The organism is Pseudomonas japonica, assembly GCF_900188455.1.
Lineage (GTDB): Bacteria > Pseudomonadota > Gammaproteobacteria > Pseudomonadales > Pseudomonadaceae > Aquipseudomonas > Aquipseudomonas japonica.
Genome location: NZ_FZOL01000007.1, coordinates 51009 through 75148, shown reverse-complemented (window position 1 = coordinate 75148; position 24140 = coordinate 51009). Strand labels below are relative to the sequence as shown.

The window sequence follows — 24140 nt, the reverse complement described above, 5'->3', positions numbered from 1 at the left end:
AGGCGGTAGGGTGTGACGGGCGCGCTCAGGCGCCCAGTTCGCGGACCAGCGATTCGCGGCTGATCTCGCTGATCGACTTGGCGCCGGTGAGCACCATGGCGACGCGCATTTCCTTCTCGAACAGCTCCAGCAGGTTCTTCACCCCGGCCTCGCCGTGGGTGGCCAGGGCGTAGAGGAAGGCGCGGCCGATCAGCACGCTGTCGGCACCGAGGGCGATCATGCGCACCACGTCGAGGCCGCTGCGGATGCCGGAGTCGGCGAGAATCTTCAGGTCGCCCTTCACCGCGTCGGCGATTGCCGGCAGGGCGCGGGCGCTGGACAGCACGCCGTCGAGCTGGCGACCGCCGTGGTTGGAGACGACGATGCCGTCGGCACCGAATTTCACCGCGTCCTTGGCGTCCTCGGGGTCGAGGATGCCTTTGATGACCATCGGGCCATCCCAGAATTCACGAATCCATTCCAGGTCTTTCCAGGAAATGGACGGGTCGAAGTTGGCGCCCAGCCAGCCGATGTAGTCGGCCAGGCCGGTGGGGTTGCCACGGTATTTGGAAATGTTGCCGAGGTCGTGCGGACGACCCAGCAGGCCGACGTCCAGGGCCCATTGCGGATGGGTCATGGCTTGCCAGACGCGGCGCAACGGCGCGTTCGGGCCGCTCATGCCGGAGTGGGCGTCGCGGTAGCGGGCACCGGGCACCGGCATGTCAACGGTGAACACCAGCGTGGTGACGCCGGCGGCCTTGGCCCGCTCCAGGGCATTGCGCATGAAACCGCGGTCTTTCAGGACATAGAGCTGGAACCACATCGGCCGGTCGATGGCCGGTGCGACTTCCTCGATCGGGCACACCGACACCGTGGACATGGTGAACGGAATGCCTTTCGCCGCCGCCGCGCGCGCAGCCTGTACTTCGCCGCGCCGGGCGTACATGCCGGTCAGGCCGACCGGGGCCAGGGCCACCGGCATGCTCAGGGTCTCGTTGAACAAGCGGGTTTCGAGGCTGAGCTCGGACATGTTCTTCAACACGCGCTGGCGCAGGGCGATCCCGGCCAGGTCTTCGACGTTGTGGCGCAGGGTGCGCTCGGCGTAGGCGCCACCGTCGGCATAGTGGAACAGGAACGGCGGCAGCTTGCGTTGGGCCGCGGCGCGATAATCGGTGGAGGCGGAAATGATCATGGGATCTCGCAGCGTTTGGTTGAGAGGGCGGCTACCGGGTACGTCGCAACGCACCCGGCCCCTGTCAATTTAGTGAACCAGCATGCCGGTCAGCCAGTAAGCCTGGACCAGGGTGATCAGGCCGACGATGGTGGCGAAGAACAGGCTGTGCTTGAGGGTGAAGCGGAACAGGTCCGATTCCTTGCCGACCAGGCCGGTGGCGGCGCACGCCACGGCGATGGACTGTGGCGAGATCATCTTGCCGGTCACGCCGCCGCTGGTGTTGGCCGCGACCAGCAGGGTGTCGCTGACCCCGATCTGGTGCGCGGTGGTGGCTTGCAGCGAGCTGAACAGGGCGTTGGACGAGGTATCCGAACCGGTCAGGAACACGCCCAGCCAGCCGAGGAACGGCGAGAAGAACGGGAACGCGGCGCCGGTACCGGCCAGGACCAGAGCCATGGTCGAGGACATGCCCGAATAGTTGGTGACGAAGGCGAATGCCAGGACCATGCCGATCGACAGGATTGGCCAGCGCAGCTCGTAGAAGGTCTCCTTCAAAGTGGTCAGACCAGTTTTGAGGTTGATCTTCAGCACCAGCATCGAGATCAGTGCGGACAGGAAGATCGCGGTACCGGTGGCGGAGATCGGGTCCAGCTTGAACACTGCCGGGATCGCGGTCGGGTTGGCGACGATCGGTGCGCTCTTGATCACCAGTTGGTCCAGGTGCGGGATGGCGAAGTTGAACACCCAGTTGTACATCGCGCCACCGCTGGCGAATGCGGCCTTGAACGGTTTCAGGGTCCAGATGGTGACCAGCACGGTGAGGATCAGGAACGGCGACCAGGCCTTGAAGATTTCACCGAAGCTGTACGGGGTCGGCTGGCTGCCACCCCGGACCACGGCGGCGCCGACGCTGGCGGTCGCGGTGGTGAAGGAGTTCTTCGGCTGCCAGACCTTGAGGAACAGGGTCAGGGAGATCAGCGAGGCCAGGGCCGAGGTGATGTCCGGCAGTTCAGGGCCGATGAAGTTCGAGGTGAAGTACTGGGTGACGGCGAAGCTCAGGCCGGCGACCAGAGCGGCTGGCCAGGTCTCTTTCACGCCTTTCAGGCCGTCCATCATGAACACCAGCCAGAACGGCACGAACAGCGACAGCAGCGGCAGTTGGCGACCGGTCATGGCACCGATGTGGAACGCGTCGATCCCCGTGACCTGGCCGGCGACGATGATAGGGATGCCCAGGGCGCCGAAGGCGACCGGCGCGGTGTTGGCGATCAGGCACAGGCCGGCGGCGTACAGCGGGTTGAAGCCCAGGCCGACGAGCAGGGCGGCGGTGATGGCGACAGGCGCACCGAAACCGGCCGCGCCTTCGAGGAAGGCGCCGAAGCAGAAGCCGATCAGCAGGACCTGCAGGCGCTGGTCATCGGTGATCGACAGCACCGAGCTGCGGATCACTTCGAACTGGCCGCTCTTGACCGTCAGTTTGTAGAGGAATACCGCGGCGACGATGATCCAGGCGATGGGCCACAGGCCATAGGCAAAACCGTAACCGGCGGCGGCGAAGGCCATGTCGGCAGGCATCTGGAAAGCGAAGATCGCCACCAGGATCGACAGGGCCAGGGTGATGCTGCCCGCGATGTGTCCCTTCATGCGGAACACGGCCAGCGCCAGGAAGAAGAATACGATTGGGATGACCGCCGCCAGGGCGGACAGGCCAAGACTACCAAGCGGACTATAGAGTTGTTGCCAGGTTTGCATATGGGGTGGCCCCTAATTGTTGTTGGTAAGGCGCTGGCATTGGATAATTGGTAAGACCAATTTACAATGGCGAGGCGCTAGGGTAAAAGCCTCGCCGCGGGTGTGTCAATTTGTCCCTGCAAAACTTTCGTCGAAAGGTGGTGACGGGATTTGTCTGAGTGGTAAGGAAACTTGCCAACTGATGGGTGTGGTGGAGGGCTGGATGCGCCAGAATAGGCGGCCCCGAACTGACTCGGGATTGTGGAGAGCACGTGATGGTTTTCGATCAGGTCCGCCAGCGCCGTTTGTCCGACGACATCGTCGAGCGACTGGAAGGGATGATTCTTGAGGGCACGCTGACCGCGGGCGAGCGCCTGCCGGCGGAGCGGGTACTGGCGGAGCAGTTCGGGGTTTCCCGTCCGTCGCTGCGCGAGGCCATCCAGAAACTGGTGGCCAAGGGCATGCTGGTCAGTCGCCAGGGCGGGGGCAACTACGTGGCCGAGTCGCTGGGCACGACCTTCAGCGATCCGCTGCTGCAGTTGCTGGAAAGCAACCCTGAAGCGCAGCGCGATCTGCTGGAGTTCCGCCATACCCTGGAAGCGTCATGTGCCTACTACGCGGCGATGCGCGCGACGGATGTCGATCGGGAGCGGCTCAAGGCGGCGTTCGATACCTTGCAGGACTGTTATACCCGCCATGACGAAGTGAGCCGGGCCGAGGAGGGCGCGGCCGATGCGCGTTTCCATCTGGCTATCGCCGAGGCCAGCCATAACGCCGTGTTGCTGCACACCATCCGTGGCTTGTTCGACCTGCTCAAGCGCAATGTGGTGACCAATATCGGTGGTATGTACAAACAGCGCACCGAGACTCGCGACATGCTGATCAGTCAGCACCGCGACTTGTATCTGGCGATTGTCGAAGGGCGTGCGCAGGATGCCCGCGAAGTGTCGAGCCGGCACATTCTGTATGTTCAGGAAGTGTTGGAGGAGGTGCGCCAGGAAGTGCAGCGGGTGGCGCGGGCGGAGCGGCGCAAGCGCTGAATTGAAGGTGTTGCTGCTGGCCCTGTCGCTGGCAACGCCAGCTCCCACAGGGTCTTGTATCTGGCCGGTATCCGGTGATCGACACAATCCTGTGGGAGCCGGCGTTGCCGGCGATGAGGCCCTTGAAGGCGTTGGAAGCGTTAGTCGTCCCGCCCCTTGCTCCGTACCGCGCGCTGCAGTTCGCGATCGGAATCACGCTCGCGCTGGGTATCGCGCTTGTCGTATTCCTTCTTGCCCTTGCCCAGCGCAATCTCGCACTTGATCAGGTGCTTGCTCCAGTACATGGACAGCGCGACGCAGGTGTAACCCTTCTGCTGCACGCCCACGAACAGACGCTCCAGCTCGCGGCGATTGAGCAGCAGCTTGCGGGTGCGGGTCGGGTCGGCGATGACGTGGGTACTGGCGGTCGTCAGCGGAGTGATGTGGCTGCCCATCAGCCAGGCTTCACCGTCCTTGAGCAGCACGTAGCTGTCTACCAGGTGAGCCTTGCCGGCACGCAGGCTTTTTACTTCCCAACCGGACAGGACCAGTCCGGCCTCGAATTTGTGTTCGATGAAGTAATCGTGTCGCGCTTTCTTGTTCTGCGCGATGGTCCCTGTCGGATGTTTCTTTTGTTTGGCCATAGGGGCGGCATTATAGGCAGTCGTTGCGCCGCCGGCTACGGGGCGGTGAGCTTGAGCCATCGAGACGAATCCCGGACAATGCGCGGATTTTTCGCGCGGCCGCTGTTGTCACCCGCTATGTGGCAATCGGCCAGTTGATCGGCGCCTATTCTTTGTTCTAGTGTCGCCGCTCTGTTTTTTGCTCAGTTTTGGACATGACGCCTGGATGACTACCCATATTCAACGGTCGGCCCTGCTGCCTTATCCCGCTCAGGCACTTTACGATCTGGTCAATGATGTAAAGCGCTATCCGGAGTTCCTTCCCTGGTGCTCGGGGAGCACCGTGCTGGAGGAAAGCGAGACCCATATGCGCGCCAAGGTCGACGTGGCCAAGGGAGGGATCAGTCAGCATTTCGTAACACGCAATGTGCTGGTGCCGGGGCAGTCGATCGAGATGAATCTTGAAGAAGGCCCGTTCAGCCAGTTGCATGGTCTCTGGGTGTTCAAGCCGCTCGGCGAGAAGGCCTGCAAGATCAGCCTGGACCTGTCCTTCGAGTATTCCGGTGCATTGGTGAAGGCGACCCTCGGGCCGCTGTTCAACCAGGCGGCCAACACCTTGGTCGATGCGTTCTGCCAGCGGGCCAAGCAGCTCAATGGCTGAGGCGATGTTGCGGGTGGAAGTGGTTTACGCAACGCCCGAGCAGCTGTCGAGGGCGTGAGGCTGTCGGTGATCGCATCGAGCTGTATCGTCCGTTGCTGGTCGATCCGAAGGAGGCGCGCAAGCAGCGCGCCGACAAGGCGAAGCGTTTCTACAGGAAAGAACGGCGCTGAAGTACCGGCAATAAAAAAGCCCGAACACTGTTCGGGCTTTTTTGTCTGCGGCGGATTCACTCCGTGCGCAGTGGTTCCTGAACCGGAACCGGCATGACTTCGATGGTGTCGACGTCGCGCTGGATCTTCTCTTCAAGCGAGCCCGGACGTGCGGGTTTGTCTTCTTTCACTGGCTGGGCCTGTTGCTCAGGCTGGCTGACCGTGGTGCCGCTTTCGCTGCCCAGGATTTCCTGGTCGCGGCTCACGCCCGGCATGAAGTCGCCGGACAGGCTGGACAGTTGGTCGTTTTCATTGAAGAAGATGCTGATGCGTTCCTGCTGGCGCTCGCCGCCACCCGGTTGCAGGCTATAGAGATAGTCCCAGCGATTGGTGTGGAAAGTGTCCTGGATCAGCGGATTGCCCATGATAAACCTTACTTGCCGACGGGTCATTCCGGGGCGCAATTGGTCTATCATGTCTTGCGTTACGACATTGCCCTGCTGGATGTCGATTTTGTAAACCCCGGGAAACGAGCAACCGGCGAGTGCGAGCAGTCCCACGAGGGTGAGGCTGGTTAGCAAGAGCTTGGTGTTTTGCATCGGTGGGCGACTTCCACTATCTTGGCTGGACAACGTAAACCCCGATCATACCCGTATTCAGAGAAGCTGCGAAGCAGCATCGGCGAGAAAGCTGACCATGGTTGAAAATAGCGAACTGCGCAAAGCCGGTCTCAAGGTAACCCTGCCTCGAGTCAAGATCCTACAGATGCTCGACTCCACCGAGCAGCGCCACATGAGCGCTGAAGATGTCTACAAGGCATTGATGGAAGCTGGAGAAGATGTCGGCCTGGCCACGGTCTACCGTGTACTGACCCAGTTCGAGGCGGCTGGCCTGGTCGTGCGTCACAACTTCGACGGCGGCCATGCGGTATTCGAACTGGCCGACGGCGGCCACCACGACCATATGGTCAACGTGGATTCCGGTGAGGTGATCGAGTTCTTCGATCCTGAAATCGAGAAGCGCCAGAAGGAAATCGTCGCCCAGCACGGTTACGAGCTGGTCGATCACAATCTGGTGCTGTACGTGCGCAAGAAGAAGTAATCACTTGTGCTGGAAACAAAGAAGGCGACCCCAGGGTCGCCTTCTTTGTTTCCGGTGATCAGCCCTTGCTGGTCACCACCATCTTCTTGGCGTGGGCCAGGGATTCCTTGGTCAGGTCGATACCGCCAAGCATCCGCGCGACTTCCTCGACCCGTTCGCGTTTGCCCAGGCTGGCCACGGCAGTGTGAGTCGCATCGCTGTTGCGCACTTTGTGCACGAACAGGTGGTGATGGCCCTGCGCCGCGACTTGCGGCAGGTGCGTCACGGTCAGCACCTGGCCGCGTTCTCCGAGGCGACGCAGGAGCTGGCCGACTATCTCCGCGGTGGGGCCACCGATACCTACGTCCACTTCATCGAAGACCAGGGTCGGGATGCGCGACGTCTGCGCGGTGATCACCTGTATCGCCAGGCTGATGCGGGAAAGCTCACCACCCGAGGCGACTTTCGCCAGGCCTTTCAGTGGCTGGCCAGGGTTGGCGCTGACCAGCAGTTCCACCTGTTCCCGGCCGTGCGGATGAAGATCCTCGCCGGTGCCAGGGCGCAGTTCGATGCAGAAGCGTCCGCCTGGCATGCCCAGGCGCTGGATCTCCTGCTCCACCGCCGCGGCGAGCTGGGTCGCGGCGGCCTGGCGCAGGGCGCTGAGTTCGCTGGCTTTTTCCTGATAATGACGGGCGTAGGCCTTGAGTTCTTCTTCCAGGCGCTCGATGGATTCGTCGTTGGCGTTCAGGCTTTCGAGTTCCTCGCCCAGTCGCTGTTGCAGCGGGATCAGCTCGCTGGGGTGGACGCGGTGCTTGCGTGCCAGGGTGTACAGCGTGTCGAGGCGCTCTTCCAGTTGCTGCAGGCGCAGTGGGTCGGCGTCGAAGTTGTCGAGGAAGCGATTGAGCTCGCCCACCGCTTCCTCTACCTGGATCTGTGCGCTGGCGATCAGGTTCACCGCTTCGCCCAGGGCGCGTGGTGCGTTCTGTACCGCGGTCAGGCGGTTGAGGCTGGCGGTGAGGGCGCTGAGCACGTTGCCCGAGTCGCTCTCGCTGCAGTGATCGATGACCTGGCGGCAGATGCCGAACAGCGCCTCGGCGTTGGTGAGGTTCTTGTGTTCCTGCTCCAGTTGCTCCAGTTCGTTCTCGCCGAGGCCGAGATTGTCCAGCTCTTCCAGTTGGTAGCTGAGCAGTTGGTGGCGGGCGCGTTGCTCGTCGCCGGAGTTGCACAGCCGGTCCAGTTCGGTGCGGGTCTGCCGCCAGCGCTGGGCGGCCAGCTGGACCTGGCGGGCCAGGTCGGTGGCGCCGGCATATTCGTCGAGAAGGCGGCGGTGGGTATCGGTCTTGAGCAGCGACTGATGCTCATGCTGGCTGTGGATATCGATCAGCAGTTCGCCCACCGCCTTGAGGTCGCCGAGGGGGCAGGGGGTGCCGTTGATATAGCCGCGGCTGCGACCTTCGGCGGTGATCACCCGGCGCAGGATGCACGGGCCCTGGCTGTCCAGGTCGCGCTCGGTGAGCCAGGCGCGGGCCTCGGGGATGTCGTCCAGGTCGAAGGTGGCGAGGATGTCCGCCTTGTCCGCGCCTGGGCGCACCACACCGCTGTCGGCACGGTCGCCCAGGGTCAGGCCGAGGGCATCGAGCATGATCGACTTGCCGGCGCCGGTTTCGCCGGTGATCACGCTCATGCCGCGGGCGAGTTCGAGGTCGAGGTGTTCGACGATGGCGTAGTTGTGAATGGACAGGTGCACCAGCATGCGGGCGGCTCCCAGAGATCTGATCTGGTTATTTATACAGTGTTTTGGAATTTTCTGACAATGCCTGCCTTTAGTTCGATTCGCTTGTCCGCGCCGGTTTTTGATCGCGGACAGTTATGTCTTTGCCACATTGATGTTCAATCGCCCTTGAAGCCGCTGTTTGCGACCCCATATAGGCCGGCAGATGCGCGAGTCGAGCTCGCCGACGACATTGAGAGGAGATATTTCATGGCTGATGAGCAGAAGCTGGACGAACAGAATCCGAACGTCGAAACCAACGCCGAAGCGGGTAGCGAGGATCTGGTCGCGCGCGTACAGCTGCTCGAAGAGCAGGTCGCTGCCGCCCAGGATCAGGCTCTGCGTACCGCGGCAGACCTGCAGAACGTGCGCCGCCGCGCCGAGCAGGACGTGGAAAAGGCCCACAAGTTCGCCCTGGAGAAGTTCGCGGGCGACCTTCTGCCGGTCATCGACAGCCTGGAGCGTGGCCTGGAACTGTCCAGCCCGGACGACGAAAGCATTCGTCCGATGCGCGAAGGCATCGAGCTGACCCTGAAGATGTTCCAGGACACCCTCAAGCGCTTCAATCTCGAAGCTATCGACCCGCACGGCGAACCGTTCAATGCCGAGCAGCACCAGGCGATGGCCATGCAGGAAAGCGCCGACGTCGAGCCGAACAGCGTGCTCAAGGTGTTCCAGAAGGGTTATCAGCTCAACGGACGTCTGCTGCGCCCGGCCATGGTCGTGGTCAGCAAGTCGCCGGCTCCTGTTTCGCCTTCGATCGACGAGAAGGCTTGAAATTAGCTGGCTGACCCCCATCTAGGTGTCAAGCGTTTAAGTGCTACCGCAGTTGGCAACCACCGCTGCGGCAACCAAATCCAAAGTTTCGGGAGAGTTAACATGGGCAAAATCATCGGTATCGACTTGGGGACCACCAACTCCTGCGTCTCCATTCTGGAAAACGGCAACGTCAAGGTGATCGAGAACGCCGAAGGCGCTCGCACCACGCCGTCGATCATCGCTTACGCCAATGACGGCGAAATCCTGGTTGGCCAGTCGGCCAAGCGTCAGGCCGTCACCAACCCGCACAACACCCTGTACGCGGTAAAACGTCTGATCGGCCGTCGTTTCGAAGAAGACGTCGTGCAGAAAGACATCCAGATGGTTCCGTACAAGATCGTCAAGGCTGACAACAGCGACGCCTGGGTCGAAGTCAACGGCCAGAAAATGGCTCCGCCGCAAATCAGCGCCGAAGTCCTGAAGAAGATGAAGAAAACCGCCGAAGACTACCTCGGCGAAGCAGTGACCGAAGCGGTCATCACCGTTCCTGCGTACTTCAACGACAGCCAGCGCCAGGCGACCAAGGACGCCGGTCGTATCGCCGGTCTGGACGTCAAGCGCATCATCAACGAACCGACCGCTGCCGCGCTGGCCTACGGCATGGACAAGGCCAAGGGTGACCACACCGTCATCGTTTATGACCTGGGTGGCGGTACCTTCGACGTGTCCGTGATCGAAATCGCCGAAGTCGACGGTGAGCATCAGTTCGAAGTGCTGGCCACCAACGGTGACACCTTCCTCGGTGGTGAAGACTTCGACATTCGCCTGATCGACTACCTCGTCGACGAGTTCAAGAAAGAAACCGGCATGAACCTGAAGGGCGATCCCCTGGCCATGCAGCGTCTGAAAGAAGCCGCTGAAAAAGCCAAGATCGAGCTGTCCTCCAGCCAGCAGACCGACGTCAACCTGCCGTACATCACTGCCGATGCCAGCGGTCCGAAGCACCTGAACGTGAAGATCTCCCGCGCCAAGCTGGAGTCGCTGGTCGAAGACCTGGTTCAGCGCACCATCGAGCCTTGCCGCATCGCCATGAAGGACGCCGGTATCGACGTCAGCAAGATCGACGACGTGATCCTGGTCGGCGGTCAGACCCGTATGCCGCTGGTACAGAAAACCGTTGCCGACTTCTTCGGCAAGGAAGCTCGCAAGGACGTCAACCCGGATGAAGCGGTCGCCATGGGCGCTGCTATCCAGGGCGCGGTCCTGGCCGGTGATGTGAAGGACGTTCTGCTGCTCGACGTCAGCCCGCTGACCCTGGGTATCGAAACCATGGGTGGCGTGATGACCGCGCTGATCGAGAAGAACACCACCATCCCGACCAAGAAGTCGCAGGTGTTCTCGACCGCCGACGACAACCAGAGCGCCGTGACCATTCACGTCCTGCAGGGTGAGCGCAAGCAAGCCGCGCAGAACAAGTCGCTGGGCAAGTTCGACCTGGCCGAGATCCCGCCAGCGCCACGTGGCGTTCCGCAGATCGAAGTGACCTTCGACATCGACGCCAACGGCATCCTGCACGTCGGCGCGAAGGACAAGGCTACCGGCAAGCAGCAGTCCATCGTGATCAAGGCCAACTCCGGTCTGTCCGAGGAAGAAATCCAGCAGATGGTCCGCGACGCTGAAGTCAACGCCGAGGAAGACCGCAAGTTCGAAGAGCTGGCCGCCGCCCGCAACCAGGGTGATGCGCTGGTCCACTCGACTCGCAAGATGGTCGCCGATGCCGGTGACAAAGTGACTGCAGACGAGAAGTCCGCCATCGAAGCTGCCGTTACCGCGCTGGAAGCGGCGGTCAAGGGCGACGACAAGGCTGCCATTGAGGCGAAGATCGAAGAGCTGTCGAAGGTCTCCGCTCCGGTCGCCCAGAAGATGTACGCCGAGCAGGCCGAGAAGCCGGAAGCGGGTGCCCAGGCGCAGCAGGCTGACGACGCCAAGCACGACGACGTCGTCGACGCGGAGTTCGAAGAAGTCAAAGACAACAAGTAATTGCTGCTTGTTGTCGGCCGGTTGACTGAGGTTTGACGTTGACTGGTAGGATGTCGCCGCGCGGGGGCTTGCTCCCGCGTTGGCGTGTCTGGAATACCCGAATTTTTTCCAGTACTGGCCCCATTGCCGGTGCTGACGGCACAGCGCGGATGCGCAGAGGTTTGCCGAACGTCCTCAAGAGTGCAGAGAACCATGGCGAAGCGTGACTATTACGAGGTTCTGGGAGTCGAGCGAGGCTCGAGCGAGGCCGATCTGAAGAAGGCCTATCGCCGTCTGGCGATGAAGCATCACCCGGACCGTAATCCCGACGACAAAGAGTCGGAAGAGAAATTCAAGGAAGCCAACGAGGCTTACGAAGTCCTCTCCGATGCGAGCAAGCGCGCGGCCTATGACCAGTACGGTCACGCCGGCGTCGATCCGAGCATGGGTGGCGGTGGTGCCGGTTTCGGCGGTGCCAACTTCTCCGATATCTTCGGCGATGTCTTCAGTGATTTCTTCGGTGGCGGTCGTGGCGGTTCCCGCGGCGGCGCCCAGCGCGGCAGCGACCTGCGCTACACCCTGGAACTGAACCTGGAAGAAGCGGTGCGCGGTACCACGGTCAATATCCGTGTGCCGACACTGGTCAACTGCAAGCCGTGCGACGGTTCGGGGGCGAAGAAAGGCTCTTCGCCGGCGACCTGCCCGACCTGCGGTGGCATCGGTCAGGTGCGCATGCAGCAAGGCTTCTTCTCGGTCCAGCAGACCTGCCCGCGTTGCCAGGGCCAGGGCAAGATCATTACCGATCCTTGCGACTCCTGCCACGGCGAGGGGCGCCTCGAAGAGTACAAGACCCTCTCGGTCAAGGTGCCGGCTGGCGTCGATACCGGCGACCGCATCCGCCTTTCCGGCGAGGGCGAGGCCGGGACCCAGGGTGGTCCGACGGGCGATCTGTACGTGGTGATCAACGTGCGCGAGCACTCGATCTTCCAGCGCGACGGCAAGCACCTGTTCTGCGAGGTGCCGATCAGCTACACCGACGCGGCCCTGGGTGGCGAGCTGGAAGTGCCGACGCTCGACGGTCGGGTCAAGCTGAAGATTCCGGAGGGCACCCAGACCGGCAAGCAGTTCCGCCTGCGCGGCAAGGGTGTCGCTCCGGTGCGCGGTGGTGGTGCTGGCGACCTGATGTGTCGTGTTGCGGTGGAGACGCCGGTCAATCTGAGTCGTCGCCAGCGTGAACTGCTGGAAGAGCTGCGTGCTTCCCTGGAAGGCGACAGTTCCCATTCGCCCAAGGCCAGTGGCTGGTTCGAGGGTGTGAAACGCTTCTTCGGCGATCTGTAAAAGGAACGGGACATGCGACGTATTGCGGTAATGGGCGCGGCAGGGCGCATGGGCAAGACCCTGATCGAGGCGATCCAGCAGGCTCCGGGCGCAGGCCTGACGGCGGCGGTGGATCGTCCGGACAGCACGCTGGTTGGTGCGGATGCGGGCGAGCTGGCTGCGCTGGGGCGGATCGGTGTGCCGATCTCGGACGACCTGGCGAAGGTGGGCGAGGAGTTCGATGTGCTGATCGACTTCACTCACCCGTCGGTGACCCTGAAAAACCTGGCGTTCTGCCGCAAGGCGGGCAAGGCCATGGTCATCGGCACCACCGGTTTCTCGCCTGAAGAGAAGCAGTTGCTGGCGGAGGCGGGCAAGGAGATTCCGATCGTCTTCGCCGCCAACTTCAGTGTCGGTGTCAACCTTTGCCTGAAGCTGCTGGATACCGCGGCGCGTGTGCTGGCCGACGAGGTGGATATCGAGATCATCGAGGCCCATCACCGGCACAAGGTCGATGCGCCGTCCGGGACTGCGCTGCGCATGGGTGAGGTGGTGGCGTCGGCGCTGGGTCGCGATCTGCGCGAAGTCGCCGTTTATGGTCGCGAAGGTCAGACCGGCGCCCGCGATCGCCAGACCATCGGTTTCGCCACTGTGCGTGCCGGCGACGTGGTCGGTGATCACACCGTGCTGTTCGCCGCCGAAGGCGAGCGGGTCGAGATCACCCACAAGGCCTCCAGCCGCATGACCTTCGCCAAGGGGGCGGTGCGTGCGGCCATGTGGCTCGACGGTCGTGAGGCGGGTCTGTACGACATGCAGGACGTGCTCGAACTGCACTGATCCACGAGCGAAAGGGGCTGGTCGCCGTGAGCGGCCCCTTTTTGCAATCCCGCCTCAAGATGCGCCCTGTCGCATTCCTGCGTCTTTCAGACACATCAGTGGTAGACCAAAAAAGCGTTTTTCTGTAAGCTACAGCTTTAGTGTGTCCACTAAAAGCGCGCAGATAATTCGACGAAGAAAGCGGGGTGACGTGTCTATACGTCATTCCGCTTTTTTGCAACCTGCGATCGCCCCTTCAGGCTTGATTTACGGGAGGTCTTCTTGACTAAGCCAGCCATACTCGCCCTTGCCGATGGCAGCATTTTTCGCGGTGAAGCCATTGGAGCCGACGGTCAGACCGTTGGTGAGGTGGTGTTCAACACCGCAATGACCGGCTATCAGGAAATCCTGACTGACCCTTCGTACTCGCAACAGATCGTCACCCTGACTTACCCGCACATCGGCAACACCGGCACTACCCCGGAAGATGCCGAATCCGACCGCGTCTGGTCGGCTGGCCTGGTCATCCGTGACCTGCCGCTGATCGCCAGCAACTGGCGCAACACCCTGTCCCTGAGCGACTACCTGAAAGCCAACAACGTCGTGGCGATCGCCGGTATCGACACTCGCCGCCTGACCCGCATCCTGCGTGAGAAGGGTGCGCAGAACGGTTGCATCCTCGCCGGTGACGACATCAGCGAAGAAGCCGCCATCGCCGCTGCCCGCGGTTTCCCGGGCCTGAAGGGCATGGACCTGGCCAAGGTGGTCAGCACCAAGGCTTCCTACGAGTGGCGCTCCAGCGTCTGGGAACTGAAGACCGACAGCCACCCGACCATCGAAGCCGCCGACCTGCCGTACCACGTCGTCGCCTACGACTACGGCGTCAAGCTGAACATCCTGCGCATGCTGGTCGCCCGCGGCTGCCGCCTGACCGTCGTGCCGGCGCAGACCCCGGCCAGCGAAGTCCTCGCCCTCAATCCTGATGGCGTGTTCCTGTCCAACGGCCCTGGCGATCCGGAGCCTTGCGACTACGCGATCCAGGCGATCAAGGAGATCCTCGAGACCGAAGTCCCGGTCTTCGGCATCTGCCTCGGTCACCAACTGCTGGCCCTGGCCTCCGGCGCCAAGACCGTGAAGATGGGTCACGGCCACCACGGTGCCAACCACCCGGTCCAGGACCTGGACACCGGCGTGGTGATGATCACCAGCCAGAACCACGGTTTCGCCGTCGACGAAGCGACCCTGCCGAGCAACGTCCGCGCCATCCACAAGTCGCTGTTCGACGGTACCCTGCAGGGCATCGAGCGCACCGACAAGAGCGCGTTCAGCTTCCAGGGCCACCCTGAAGCCAGCCCTGGCCCGACCGACGTCGCGCCACTGTTCGATCGCTTCATCGATGCCATGGCCAAGCGCCGCTAAGCATCCCTGCGAGAAGGCCCTGAACCGGCTCGGTCCGGTTCAGGCGCGCCTGACCAAGATTGTTCAAGACGGCTTGCCGACTGACCTGCGGATTTGAGTGACAACCATGCCAAAACGTACAGACATTAAAAGCATCCTGATTCTCGGCGCCGGCCCGATCGTGATCGGCCAGGCCTGCGAATTCGACTACTCCGGCGCCCAGGCCTGCAAAGCCCTGCGCGAGGAAGGTTTCCGCGTCATCCTGGTGAACTCCAACCCGGCCACCATCATGACCGACCCGGCCATGGCCGACGCCACCTACATCGAGCCGATCAAGTGGCAGACGGTGGCCAAGATCATCGAGAAAGAGCGTCCAGACGCGTTGCTGCCGACCATGGGTGGCCAGACCGCGTTGAACTGCGCCCTGGACCTGGAGCGCGAAGGCGTCCTGGAAAAATTCGGTGTGGAAATGATCGGTGCCAACGCCGACACCATCGACAAGGCCGAAGACCGTTCGCGCTTCGACAAGGCAATGAAGGCCATCGGCCTGGAATGCCCGCGCTCCGGTATCGCCCACAGCATGGAAGAGGCCAATGCGGTCCTCGAGAAGCTGGGCTTCCCGTGCATCATCCGTCCGTCCTTCACCATGGGCGGCACCGGCGGCGGTATCGCCTACAACCGTGAAGAATTCGAAGAAATCTGCGCCCGTGGTCTGGACCTGTCGCCGACCAAGGAACTGCTGATCGACGAATCGCTGATCGGCTGGAAAGAGTACGAGATGGAAGTGGTCCGCGACAAAAAGGACAACTGCATCATCGTCTGCTCCATCGAGAACTTCGACCCGATGGGCGTGCACACCGGTGACTCGATCACCGTCGCACCGGCACAGACCCTGACCGACAAGGAATACCAGATCATGCGCAACGCCTCCCTGGCGGTGCTGCGCGAGATCGGCGTCGAGACCGGCGGTTCCAACGTCCAGTTCGGCATCTGCCCGGACACCGGGCGCATGGTCGTGATCGAGATGAACCCGCGCGTATCGCGTTCGTCCGCCCTGGCTTCGAAGGCCACCGGCTTCCCGATCGCCAAGATCGCCGCCAAGCTGGCGGTCGGCTACACCCTCGACGAACTGCAGAACGACATTACCGGCGGTCGCACTCCGGCGTCCTTCGAACCGTCGATCGACTACGTCGTCACCAAGCTGCCACGCTTCGCCTTCGAGAAGTTCCCGAAAGCCGACGCTCGCTTGACCACCCAGATGAAATCCGTGGGTGAAGTCATGGCCATCGGCCGGACCTTCCAGGAATCCCTGCAGAAAGCGCTGCGCGGTCTGGAAGTCGGCGTTTGCGGCCTCGATCCGAAAGTCGACCTGGCCAACCCGGAAACCCCGAGCATCCTCAAGCGCGAACTGACCGTACCGGGCGCCGAGCGCATCTGGTACGTGGCTGACGCTTTCCGTGCCGGTATGACCCGCGACGAAATCTTCGCCCTGACCAGCATCGACCACTGGTTCCTGATCCAGATCGAAGACCTGATCAAGGAAGAAGAGAAGGTCAAGACCCTGGGTCTGGCCGCCATCGACAAACAACTGATGCTGAGCCTGAAGCGCAAGGGCTTCTCCGACCAGCGTCTGGCCAAGCTGCTGGGCATCACCGACAAGAACCTGCGCCGCCACCGCCACAAGCTGGAAGTGTTCCCGGTGTACAAGCGCGTCGACACCTGCGCCGCCGAGTTCGCCACCGACACGGCGTACCTGTACTCGACCTACGAGGAAGAGTGCGAAGCCAACCCGTCGGATCGCGAGAAGATCATGATCCTGGGTGGCGGTCCGAACCGTATCGGCCAGGGCATCGAGTTCGACTACTGCTGCGTGCACGCGGCGCTGGCTCTGCGCGAAGACGGTTACGAGACCATCATGGTCAACTGCAACCCGGAAACCGTCTCCACCGACTACGACACCTCCGACCGCCTGTACTTCGAGCCGCTGACCCTGGAAGACGTGCTGGAAGTGGTTCGCGTCGAGAAGCCGAAGGGCGTCATCGTCCACTACGGGGGCCAGACTCCGCTGAAACTGGCGCGTGCCCTGGAAGAAGCCGGCGTACCGATCATCGGCACCAGCCCTGACGCCATCGACCGCGCCGAAGACCGCGAGCGCTTCCAGCAGATGGTTCAGCGCCTGAACCTGCTGCAGCCGCCAAACGCTACCGTACGCAGCGAAGACGAAGCGATTCGTGCCGCTGGCGATATCGGTTACCCGCTGGTCGTGCGCCCGTCCTACGTCCTGGGCGGTCGTGCCATGGAAATCGTCTACGAGCTGGACGAGCTGAAGCGCTATCTGCGCGAAGCGGTACAGGTGTCCAACGACAGCCCTGTGCTGCTCGACCACTTCCTCAACTGCGCCATCGAGATGGACGTGGACGCGGTCTGCGACGGCACCGACGTGGTGATCGGCGCGATCATGCAGCACATCGAGCAGGCCGGTGTTCACTCCGGTGACTCCGCGTGCTCGCTGCCTCCGTACTCCCTGCCTGCCCACGTGCAGGACGAAGTCCGCGAGCAGGTCAAGAAGATGGCCCTGGAGCTGGGTGTCGTCGGCCTGATGAACGTCCAGCTGGCTCTGCAGGGCGACAAGATCTACGTGATCGAAGTCAACCCGCGCGCCTCGCGTACCGTGCCGTTCGTGTCCAAGTGCATCGGCACTTCGCTGGCGATGATCGCCGCGCGCGTGATGGCGGGTAAGACCCTCAAGGAGCTGGGCTTCACCAAGGAAATCATTCCGAACTTCTACAGCGTCAAGGAAGCGGTGTTCCCGTTCGCCAAGTTCCCGGGTGTTGACCCGATCCTCGGCCCTGAGATGAAATCCACCGGCGAAGTCATGGGTGTCGGCGACAGCTTCGGCGAAGCCTTCGCCAAGGCCCAGATGGGTGCCAGCGAGCGCCTGCCGACTGGCGGTACCGCCTTCATCAGCGTGCGCGACGACGACAAGCCGCAAGTGGCTGGCGTTGCTCGCGACCTGATCGCCCTGGGCTTCGAAGTGGTCGCTACCGCCGGTACCGCCAGGATCATCGAAGCGGCCGGCCTGAAAGTGCGTCGCGTGAACAAGGTGACCGAAGGTCGTCCGCACGTGGTCGACATGATCAAGAACGACGAAGTGTCGCTGATCATCAACACCACCGAAGGCCGTCAGTCGATCGCCGACTCCTACTCGATTCGCCGCAATGCGTTGCAGCACAAGATCTACTGCACCACTACCATTGCGGCCGGTGAAGCTATCTGTGAAGCGCTGAAGTTCGGTCCGGAAAAGACCGTTCGCCGCTTGCAGGATCTGCATGCAGGACTCAAAGCATGAGCATTACCAAGTACCCGATGACCGTCCAGGGCGCTCGCGCCCTGGAAGAAGAACTGACCTTCCTCAGCAAGACCGAGCGCCCGCGCCTGAGCCAGGCGATCGGTGAGGCTCGCGAGCTGGGCGATCTCAAGGAAAACGCCGAATACCATGCCGCTCGCGAAGAGCAGGGCATGGTCGAGGCGCGGATCCGCGATATCGAAGGTCGTCTGCAGAACTCGGTGGTGATCGATGTCACCACCATCGCCCACACCGGCAAGGTGATCTTCGGTACCACGGTCGAGCTCGAAAATACCGAAACCGGCGATCAGGTGACCTATCAGATCGTTGGTGAGGACGAGGCCGATATCAAGCGGGGCAAACTCTCGGCGAGCGCGCCGATTGCCCGCGCCATCATCGGCAAGGAAGAAGGTGATGTGGTCGTGGTGAAGACCCCGAGCGGCACGGTCGAGTACGAGATTGTCGAAGTCAAGCACGTCTGACGCCGGCCTGCGCGCGCATTCCCTCGAAGCCATCCTCTGGCAACTGGCCCAGGTTTTCTGGGTCGGTGGCCTGTGGGTGTTTCATGTTGGCCTGGTGCCGGCACTGAAGGTCAGTGGCCTGGCGCCCTTGCTGGTACAGGACATCTCCGCGCAGATCGATCGCTGGTTGATCGGTGTGGCGGCGGTGGGACTGATAACCCAGTTGGGCGTATTGGCACGGCTTCGTGGGGTGTCCGCCTGGTGGCGGATGTTCAGCGGGCAGTTGCTGTTGATCGGCTTCGCCGCGTGCGTCGGTTACTACACCTTGCGTTACGGCGTTTCCGCGGGGGAGCGCTGGCAGGTTTTCTGCTTCGTCGTACTGGGGCTCAGCGGCATCGTGCTGGTGGCCCAGCCCGTCCCGGCCAGGGCGCGCAAGCCGCGCCGCTGACCGGAGCCACCCTTACTTGTAGCGGTGGATGTTGGACAACTGCTTGTTCGGCTGCGGGTTGCGGCGGTAGAGCAGGACCATCTTGCCGATGATCTGCACCTGCTCGGCGCGACCGACCTTGCTCAGTTCGTCCATCACGGCCCGGCGTTCCTCCCGGTCTTCGAGCTTGACCTGCACCTTGATCAGTTCATGATCTACCAAGGCGCGTTCCAGTTCGGCGAGGACACCTTCGCTCAAGCCATTGCCCGCCACGATCAGGACCGGTTTCAGGTCGTGACCAATGGATTTGAACTGTTTCTTCTGCTCGTTATTGAGCGGCATAATCTGACCCTTTCGTCTGGATTCTGTAAAAATGGCGGCCATTTTACCCGAGGGCCCATGGCTCCGCCCAGTCAATCACGACGCTTAATCATCGAGGTGCCCAGTGGCGCAGCGTTCCAAGAGCAGCCAAAACTGGCTGAGAGAGCATTTCAACGATCCTTTCGTCAAGCAGGCACAAAAGGATGGCTATCGCTCGCGCGCGAGCTACAAGCTGCTGGAGATTCAGGAAAAGGATCGCCTGATCCGCCCGGGCATGAGCGTTATCGATCTCGGTGCCGCTCCGGGCGGCTGGTCGCAGGTGACCAGTCGTCTGATCGGCGGTCAGGGCCGCCTGATCGCTTCCGACATCCTTGAGATGGACAGCATTCCCGACGTGACCTTCATCCAGGGCGATTTCACCCAGGACGAAGTGCTCGCGCAGATTCTCGAAGCCGTAGGTAATTCGCAGGTAGACCTTGTGATTTCCGATATGGCCCCCAACATGAGTGGTACGCCCGCCGTGGATATGCCCCGGGCAATGTTTCTCTGCGAGCTGGCACTCGATCTGGCCAGTCGGGTATTGCGCCCGGGTGGTGATTTCCTGATCAAGATCTTCCAGGGTGAAGGTTTTGACGTTTATCTGAAGGACGTTCGTCAGAAATTCGACAAGGTCCAGATGCGCAAGCCGTCATCTTCGCGGGATCGTTCTCGGGAGCAGTATCTGTTGGCCAGGGGATATCGCGGCGAATAAGGCGGCAGCGCGGCGGCTTTCGAGGCCACCGATAGTATTTTCCAATCAGCGCGCTTGTCTGATATGGATGAACATCGTGTAGTCTAGATTCACAAAGGGTTACAGACGGCGCCAACAGCCGTTGTAGGTAATGTAGTAAGTTAAGCCGCTGATTATCATGCGAGGCACGGTTGCGCCTAAACCTGCTTCAGAGGGTAGCGAATTGAACGATATGGCAAAGAATTTGATCCTGTGGTTGATCATCGCGGCTGTCCTGGTGACGGTGATGAACAACTTCTCCAGCCCGAATGAGCCGCAGACCCTCAACTATTCCGACTTCATTCAGCAAGTCAAGGATGGCAAGGTCGAGCGCGTCGCGGTCGACGGCTACGTCATTACCGGCAAGCGCAGTGACGGCGACACCTTCAAGACCATTCGTCCGGCGATCCAGGACAACGGTCTGATTGGCGATCTGGTCGACAATCACGTTGTGATCGAAGGCAAGCAGCCCGAGCAGCAGAGCATCTGGACGCAGTTGCTGGTGGCCAGTTTCCCGATCCTGGTGATCATCGCCGTGTTCATGTTCTTCATGCGCCAGATGCAGGGCGGTGCCGGCGGCAAGGGCGGCCCGATGAGCTTCGGCAAGAGCAAGGCGCGCCTGCTGTCGGAAGACCAGGTCAAGACTACGCTGGCCGATGTGGCCGGCTGCGACGAAGCCAAGGAAGAAGTTGGCGAGCTGGTCGAGTTCCTTCGTGACCCCGGCAAGTTCCAGCGCCTGGGCGGACGCATCCCGCGCGGCGTGCTGATGGTCGGCCCGCCTGGTACTGGTAAGACCCTGCTGGCCAAGGCCATCGCCGGCGAAGCCAAGGTGCCGTTCTTCACCATTTCCGGTTCCGACTTCGTGGAAATGTTCGTGGGTGTCGGTGCCAGCCGTGTCCGTGACATGTTCGAGCAGGCCAAGAAGCACGCACCATGCATCATCTTCATCGACGAGATCGACGCCGTGGGTCGCCATCGTGGCGCCGGCATGGGCGGCGGTCACGACGAGCGCGAGCAGACCCTCAACCAGCTGCTGGTGGAGATGGACGGCTTCGAAATGAACGATGGCATCATCGTCATCGCGGCGACCAACCGTCCGGACGTGCTCGACCCGGCGCTGCTGCGTCCCGGCCGTTTCGACCGTCAGGTGGTGGTCGGCCTGCCGGATATCCGCGGTCGCGAACAGATCCTCAAGGTTCATATGCGCAAGGTCCCGGTTGGCGAGAACGTCAATCCTGCGGTCATTGCCCGTGGCACTCCTGGCTTCTCCGGTGCGGACCTGGCCAACCTGGTCAACGAGGCATCCCTCTTCGCGGCGCGTGGTGGCAAGCGCGTGGTCGAGATGAAGGAGTTCGAACTGGCCAAGGACAAGATCATGATGGGCGCCGAGCGCAAGACCATGGTCATGTCGGAGAAAGAGAAACAGAACACCGCGTACCACGAGGCGGGTCACGCCATCGTCGGTCGCGTCGTTCCAGAGCATGATCCGGTGTACAAGGTGTCGATCATCCCGCGCGGTCGCGCGCTGGGCGTGACCATGTTCCTGCCGGAAGAAGATCGCTACAGCCTGTCCAAGCGCGCCTTGATCAGCCAGATCTGTTCTTTGTATGGCGGTCGTATCGCCGAAGAAATGACCCTGGGCTTCGATGGCGTGACCACCGGCGCTTCCAACGACATCATGCGTGCCAGTCAGATTGCGCGAAACATGGTGACCAAGTGGGGGCTTTCGGAAAAACTCGGCCCGTTGATGTACGCCGAGGAAGAGGGCGAGGTGTTCCTGGGGCGTGGTTCCGGTTCGCAGCACACCAATGTGTCCGGCGAGACTGCCAAGCTTATCGACTCCGAGGTGCGCAGCATCATCGACCAGTGCTATGCCACCGCCAAGCAGATTCTCACGGAAAACCGTGACAAGCTCGACGCCATGGCGGATGCCCTGATGAAGTACGAAACCATTGATGCCGAGCAGATCGACGACATCATGGCGGGTCGTACTCCGCGTGAGCCGCGCGACTGGGATAACGATTCCGGTACCTCGGGCACCGCTGCGTCCCAGGGTGACCGCCCTGAATCCCCTATCGGTGGTCCGGCTGCGCAACACTAAGGGCTGACATGACCTCACAGCAATACCCGACCCGGTTGCCTTGCGGCAACCGGGTTCTTGACCTTTCGCGTACCCATGTCATGGGTATCCTCAACATCACCCCGGATTCCTTCTCCGATGGCGGTCGTTTCACCCAGCGTGATTCCGCACTGCGCCATGCCGAGCAGATGGTCGCGGCGGGCGCCACGCTGATCGATGTCGGTGGCGAGTCGACCCGGCCTGGTGCTCGTGTCGTCACCGCGCTGGAAGAGCTGGAGCGTGTCGCGCCCATCGTCGAGGCGCTGAATCGCGAGCTGGACGTGGTCATCTCGGTGGATACCTCGACTCCAGCAGTGATTCGTGAATCCGCGCGCCTGGGGGCGGGCCTGATCAACGACGTCCGTTCCCTGTCGCGCGATGGCGCGCTGGATGCCGCGGCGGCGACCGGCCTGCCGGTGTGCCTGATGCACATGCGTGGGGAGCCCGGCAACATGCAGGACGACCCGCATTACGAGGATGTTGCCCGCGAGGTCGGGGATTATCTTGAAGAGCGCATGGCTGCCTGCGCGGCGGTCGGAATCGAGGCTGAGCGCATAATTCTTGATCCAGGTTTCGGTTTTGCCAAAACCCTGGAGCATAATCTCAGCCTGTTCAAACATATGGACAGCTTGCAGCGCCTGGGGCGCCCACTGCTGGTGGGTGTTTCGCGCAAGAGCATGATCGGCCTGACTCTCAATCGGGCTGTAAACGAGCGGTTGTACGGCAGTCTGGCGCTGGCTGCTCTGGCAATGACCAAGGGTGCGAGCATTCTTCGCGTCCATGACGTCGCTGAAACCATCGACGTCGTACGGATGATTGCCGCGGTACAAGCCGCCGAATAAAGAGTGACGGAGCATTTATGAGCAGAAAATATTTTGGTACCGACGGCATTCGTGGCCGTGTCGGGGAATACCCGATCACGCCGGATTTCATGCTCAAGCTTGGCTGGGCCGCGGGGATGGCCTTCCGCAAGCAGGGGCACTGCCGTGTATTGGTAGGCAAGGACACCCGGATTTCCGGGTACATGTTCGAGTCGGCGCTGGAAGCGGGGCTGTCCGCCGCGGGTGCCGATGTACTGCTGCTCGGGCCGATGCCGACGCCGGCCATCGCCTACCTGACGCGCACCTTCCATGCCGAAGCCGGCATCGTGATCAGCGCCTCGCACAACCCGCATGATGACAACGGCATCAAGTTCTTTTCCGGTCAGGGCACCAAGCTGCCTGACGACGTGGAACTGATGATCGAGGAGTTGCTCGATCAGCCGATGACCGTCGTCGAGTCGAGCCAACTGGGCAAGGTGTCGCGGATCAACGATGCCGCGGGCCGCTACATCGAGTTCTGCAAGAGCAGTGTGCCGAGCAGCACCGATTTCTCCGGCCTGAAGCTGGCGATCGACTGCGCCCACGGCGCGACCTATAAGGTGGCGCCGAGCGTATTCCGTGAGCTGGGTGCCGATGTCACGGTCCTGTCGGCTCAACCTGATGGCCTGAACATCAACGAAAACTGTGGCTCGACGCACATCGAATCGCTGCAGGCGGCGGTGCTGGTCGGACATGCCGACCTGGGCATCGCCTTCGATGGTGACGGCGACCGGGTGCTGATGGTCGACCATACCGGCGCTATCGTCGACGGCGACGAACTGTTGTTCATCATCGCCCGCGACCTGCATGAGCGCGGCAAGCTCCAGGGTGGCGTGGTCGGGACCCTGATGAGCAACCTCGGTCTGGAACTGGCGCTGAAGGACCTGGATATTCCGTTCGTGCGTGCCAAGGTCGGTGATCGTTACGTCATGGCCGAGCTCCTGGAGCGCGAATGGGTTGTCGGCGGCGAGAACTCCGGGCATGTGGTGTGCTGCAACCACACCACCACGGGCGATGCGATCATCGCCGCGCTGCAGGTGCTTATGGCCCTCAAGCGTCGTGGCGAGACCCTGGCCCAGGCGCGCCAGGCCGTGCGCAAGTGCCCGCAGGTGTTGATCAACGTGCGCTTCGGTGCGAGCAAGGTCGATCCGCTGGTGCACCCGGCGGTCAAGGAGGCCTGTGAGCGCGTCACCGAGGAAATGGCGGGTCGTGGTCGGGTCTTGCTGCGCAAGTCCGGAACAGAGCCGTTGGTGCGTGTCATGGTCGAGGGCGACGACGAAAATCAGGTCCGCGGGCACGCCGAAGCCCTGGCAAAACTGGTAAGTGAAGTTTGCGTCTGAT

The 24140-nt window shown here is 61.9% G+C and carries 22 protein-coding genes; 16 read left to right on the top strand and 6 right to left on the bottom strand.

Annotated features, from left to right (window positions below):
- Positions 1-25: 25 nt before the first annotated feature.
- Both lldD and CHB99_RS10910 read right to left on the bottom strand, forming a co-directional pair.
- Positions 26-1171, bottom strand: coding sequence for an FMN-dependent L-lactate dehydrogenase LldD (gene lldD, locus CHB99_RS10915; protein WP_042125694.1), 1146 nt, complete (start codon positions 1169-1171; stop codon positions 26-28).
- Positions 1172-1240: 69 nt separating this feature from the next.
- Positions 1241-2905 (bottom strand): lactate permease LctP family transporter, encoded by a 1665-nt coding sequence (locus tag CHB99_RS10910; protein WP_042125696.1) that lies wholly within the window; start codon positions 2903-2905, stop codon positions 1241-1243.
- Between the two features lie 254 nt (positions 2906-3159).
- Between CHB99_RS10910 and CHB99_RS10905 the strand changes: the two genes are divergently transcribed.
- The gene (locus CHB99_RS10905) at positions 3160-3924 is read left to right on the top strand and encodes a GntR family transcriptional regulator (protein WP_042125699.1); all 765 of its coding nucleotides are present in this window, start codon (positions 3160-3162) and stop codon (positions 3922-3924) included.
- Between the two features lie 140 nt (positions 3925-4064).
- On the opposite strand, the gene smpB is transcribed toward CHB99_RS10905, so the two are convergent.
- Positions 4065-4547, bottom strand: a complete 483-nt coding sequence (smpB, locus tag CHB99_RS10900) for an SsrA-binding protein SmpB (protein WP_042125701.1) — start codon at positions 4545-4547, stop codon at positions 4065-4067.
- A gap of 205 nt (positions 4548-4752) precedes the next feature.
- Here smpB and CHB99_RS10895 point away from each other — a divergent pair, with 205 nt between their 5' ends.
- The gene (locus CHB99_RS10895) at positions 4753-5187 is read left to right on the top strand and encodes a type II toxin-antitoxin system RatA family toxin (RefSeq protein WP_042125703.1); all 435 of its coding nucleotides are present in this window, start codon (positions 4753-4755) and stop codon (positions 5185-5187) included.
- Positions 5094-5357: an RnfH family protein gene (locus CHB99_RS30555; protein ID WP_084702763.1), complete on the top strand. Its 264-nt coding sequence runs from the start codon at positions 5094-5096 to the stop codon at positions 5355-5357. Before CHB99_RS10895 ends, CHB99_RS30555 begins: the two co-directional genes overlap by 94 nt.
- A 56-nt stretch (positions 5358-5413) precedes the next feature.
- Here CHB99_RS30555 and CHB99_RS10885 read toward each other — a convergent pair whose 3' ends face one another.
- Positions 5414-5935 carry an outer membrane protein assembly factor BamE gene (locus CHB99_RS10885; protein WP_042125705.1) on the bottom strand — a complete coding sequence of 174 codons (522 nt, stop codon included), beginning with the start codon at positions 5933-5935 and terminating at the stop codon, positions 5414-5416.
- A 97-nt stretch (positions 5936-6032) separates the two neighbouring features.
- Between CHB99_RS10885 and fur the strand changes: the two genes are divergently transcribed.
- Positions 6033-6437 carry a ferric iron uptake transcriptional regulator gene (gene fur, locus CHB99_RS10880; RefSeq protein ID WP_042125706.1) on the top strand — a complete coding sequence of 135 codons (405 nt, stop codon included), beginning with the start codon at positions 6033-6035 and terminating at the stop codon, positions 6435-6437.
- A 58-nt stretch (positions 6438-6495) separates the two neighbouring features.
- On the opposite strand, the gene recN is transcribed toward fur, so the two are convergent.
- Positions 6496-8169 (bottom strand): DNA repair protein RecN, encoded by a 1674-nt coding sequence (gene recN / locus CHB99_RS10875; RefSeq protein ID WP_042125708.1) that lies wholly within the window; start codon positions 8167-8169, stop codon positions 6496-6498.
- Between the two features lie 228 nt (positions 8170-8397).
- Here recN and grpE point away from each other — a divergent pair, with 228 nt between their 5' ends.
- From grpE to CHB99_RS10835, 8 genes are all read left to right on the top strand, one after another.
- Positions 8398-8964: a nucleotide exchange factor GrpE gene (gene grpE, locus CHB99_RS10870; protein ID WP_042125710.1), complete on the top strand. Its 567-nt coding sequence runs from the start codon at positions 8398-8400 to the stop codon at positions 8962-8964.
- 102 nt (positions 8965-9066) lie between these two features.
- Positions 9067-10986: a molecular chaperone DnaK gene (dnaK, locus tag CHB99_RS10865; protein ID WP_042125711.1), complete on the top strand. Its 1920-nt coding sequence runs from the start codon at positions 9067-9069 to the stop codon at positions 10984-10986.
- Between the two features lie 192 nt (positions 10987-11178).
- Positions 11179-12303, top strand: a complete 1125-nt coding sequence (dnaJ, locus tag CHB99_RS10860) for a molecular chaperone DnaJ (protein WP_042125713.1) — start codon at positions 11179-11181, stop codon at positions 12301-12303.
- 12 nt (positions 12304-12315) lie between these two features.
- Positions 12316-13119 (top strand): 4-hydroxy-tetrahydrodipicolinate reductase, encoded by an 804-nt coding sequence (gene dapB / locus CHB99_RS10855; RefSeq protein ID WP_042125715.1) that lies wholly within the window; start codon positions 12316-12318, stop codon positions 13117-13119.
- Between the two features lie 261 nt (positions 13120-13380).
- Positions 13381-14517, top strand: coding sequence for a glutamine-hydrolyzing carbamoyl-phosphate synthase small subunit (carA, locus tag CHB99_RS10850; RefSeq protein ID WP_042125717.1), 1137 nt, complete (start codon positions 13381-13383; stop codon positions 14515-14517).
- Between the two features lie 106 nt (positions 14518-14623).
- Positions 14624-17845, top strand: a complete 3222-nt coding sequence (carB, locus tag CHB99_RS10845) for a carbamoyl-phosphate synthase large subunit (RefSeq protein WP_042125719.1) — start codon at positions 14624-14626, stop codon at positions 17843-17845.
- Positions 17842-18324, top strand: a complete 483-nt coding sequence (gene greA, locus CHB99_RS10840; protein ID WP_170946377.1) for a transcription elongation factor GreA — start codon at positions 17842-17844, stop codon at positions 18322-18324. Before carB ends, greA begins: the two co-directional genes overlap by 4 nt.
- Positions 18302-18751 (top strand): hypothetical protein, encoded by a 450-nt coding sequence (locus CHB99_RS10835; protein WP_052419453.1) that lies wholly within the window; start codon positions 18302-18304, stop codon positions 18749-18751. Before greA ends, CHB99_RS10835 begins: the two co-directional genes overlap by 23 nt.
- A gap of 12 nt (positions 18752-18763) precedes the next feature.
- On the opposite strand, the gene yhbY is transcribed toward CHB99_RS10835, so the two are convergent.
- On the bottom strand, positions 18764-19072 hold the full coding sequence (gene yhbY / locus CHB99_RS10830) for a ribosome assembly RNA-binding protein YhbY (protein ID WP_042125721.1): 309 nt from the start codon (positions 19070-19072) through the stop codon (positions 18764-18766).
- Between the two features lie 103 nt (positions 19073-19175).
- Between yhbY and rlmE the strand changes: the two genes are divergently transcribed.
- The 4 genes from rlmE (at position 19176) to glmM (ending at position 24139) form a co-directional block, all read left to right on the top strand.
- Positions 19176-19802, top strand: a complete 627-nt coding sequence (rlmE, locus tag CHB99_RS10825) for a 23S rRNA (uridine(2552)-2'-O)-methyltransferase RlmE (RefSeq protein ID WP_042125723.1) — start codon at positions 19176-19178, stop codon at positions 19800-19802.
- Positions 19803-20013: 211 nt separating this feature from the next.
- On the top strand, positions 20014-21921 hold the full coding sequence (gene ftsH / locus CHB99_RS10820; RefSeq protein WP_042125725.1) for an ATP-dependent zinc metalloprotease FtsH: 1908 nt from the start codon (positions 20014-20016) through the stop codon (positions 21919-21921).
- An 8-nt stretch (positions 21922-21929) separates the two neighbouring features.
- Entirely contained in the window at positions 21930-22781 is an 852-nt protein-coding gene (folP, locus tag CHB99_RS10815; RefSeq protein WP_042125727.1) for a dihydropteroate synthase, read from the top strand.
- A 17-nt stretch (positions 22782-22798) separates the two neighbouring features.
- Entirely contained in the window at positions 22799-24139 is a 1341-nt protein-coding gene (gene glmM, locus CHB99_RS10810) for a phosphoglucosamine mutase (RefSeq protein WP_042125729.1), read from the top strand.
- The last annotated feature ends 1 nt before the right edge of the window (position 24140 follow it).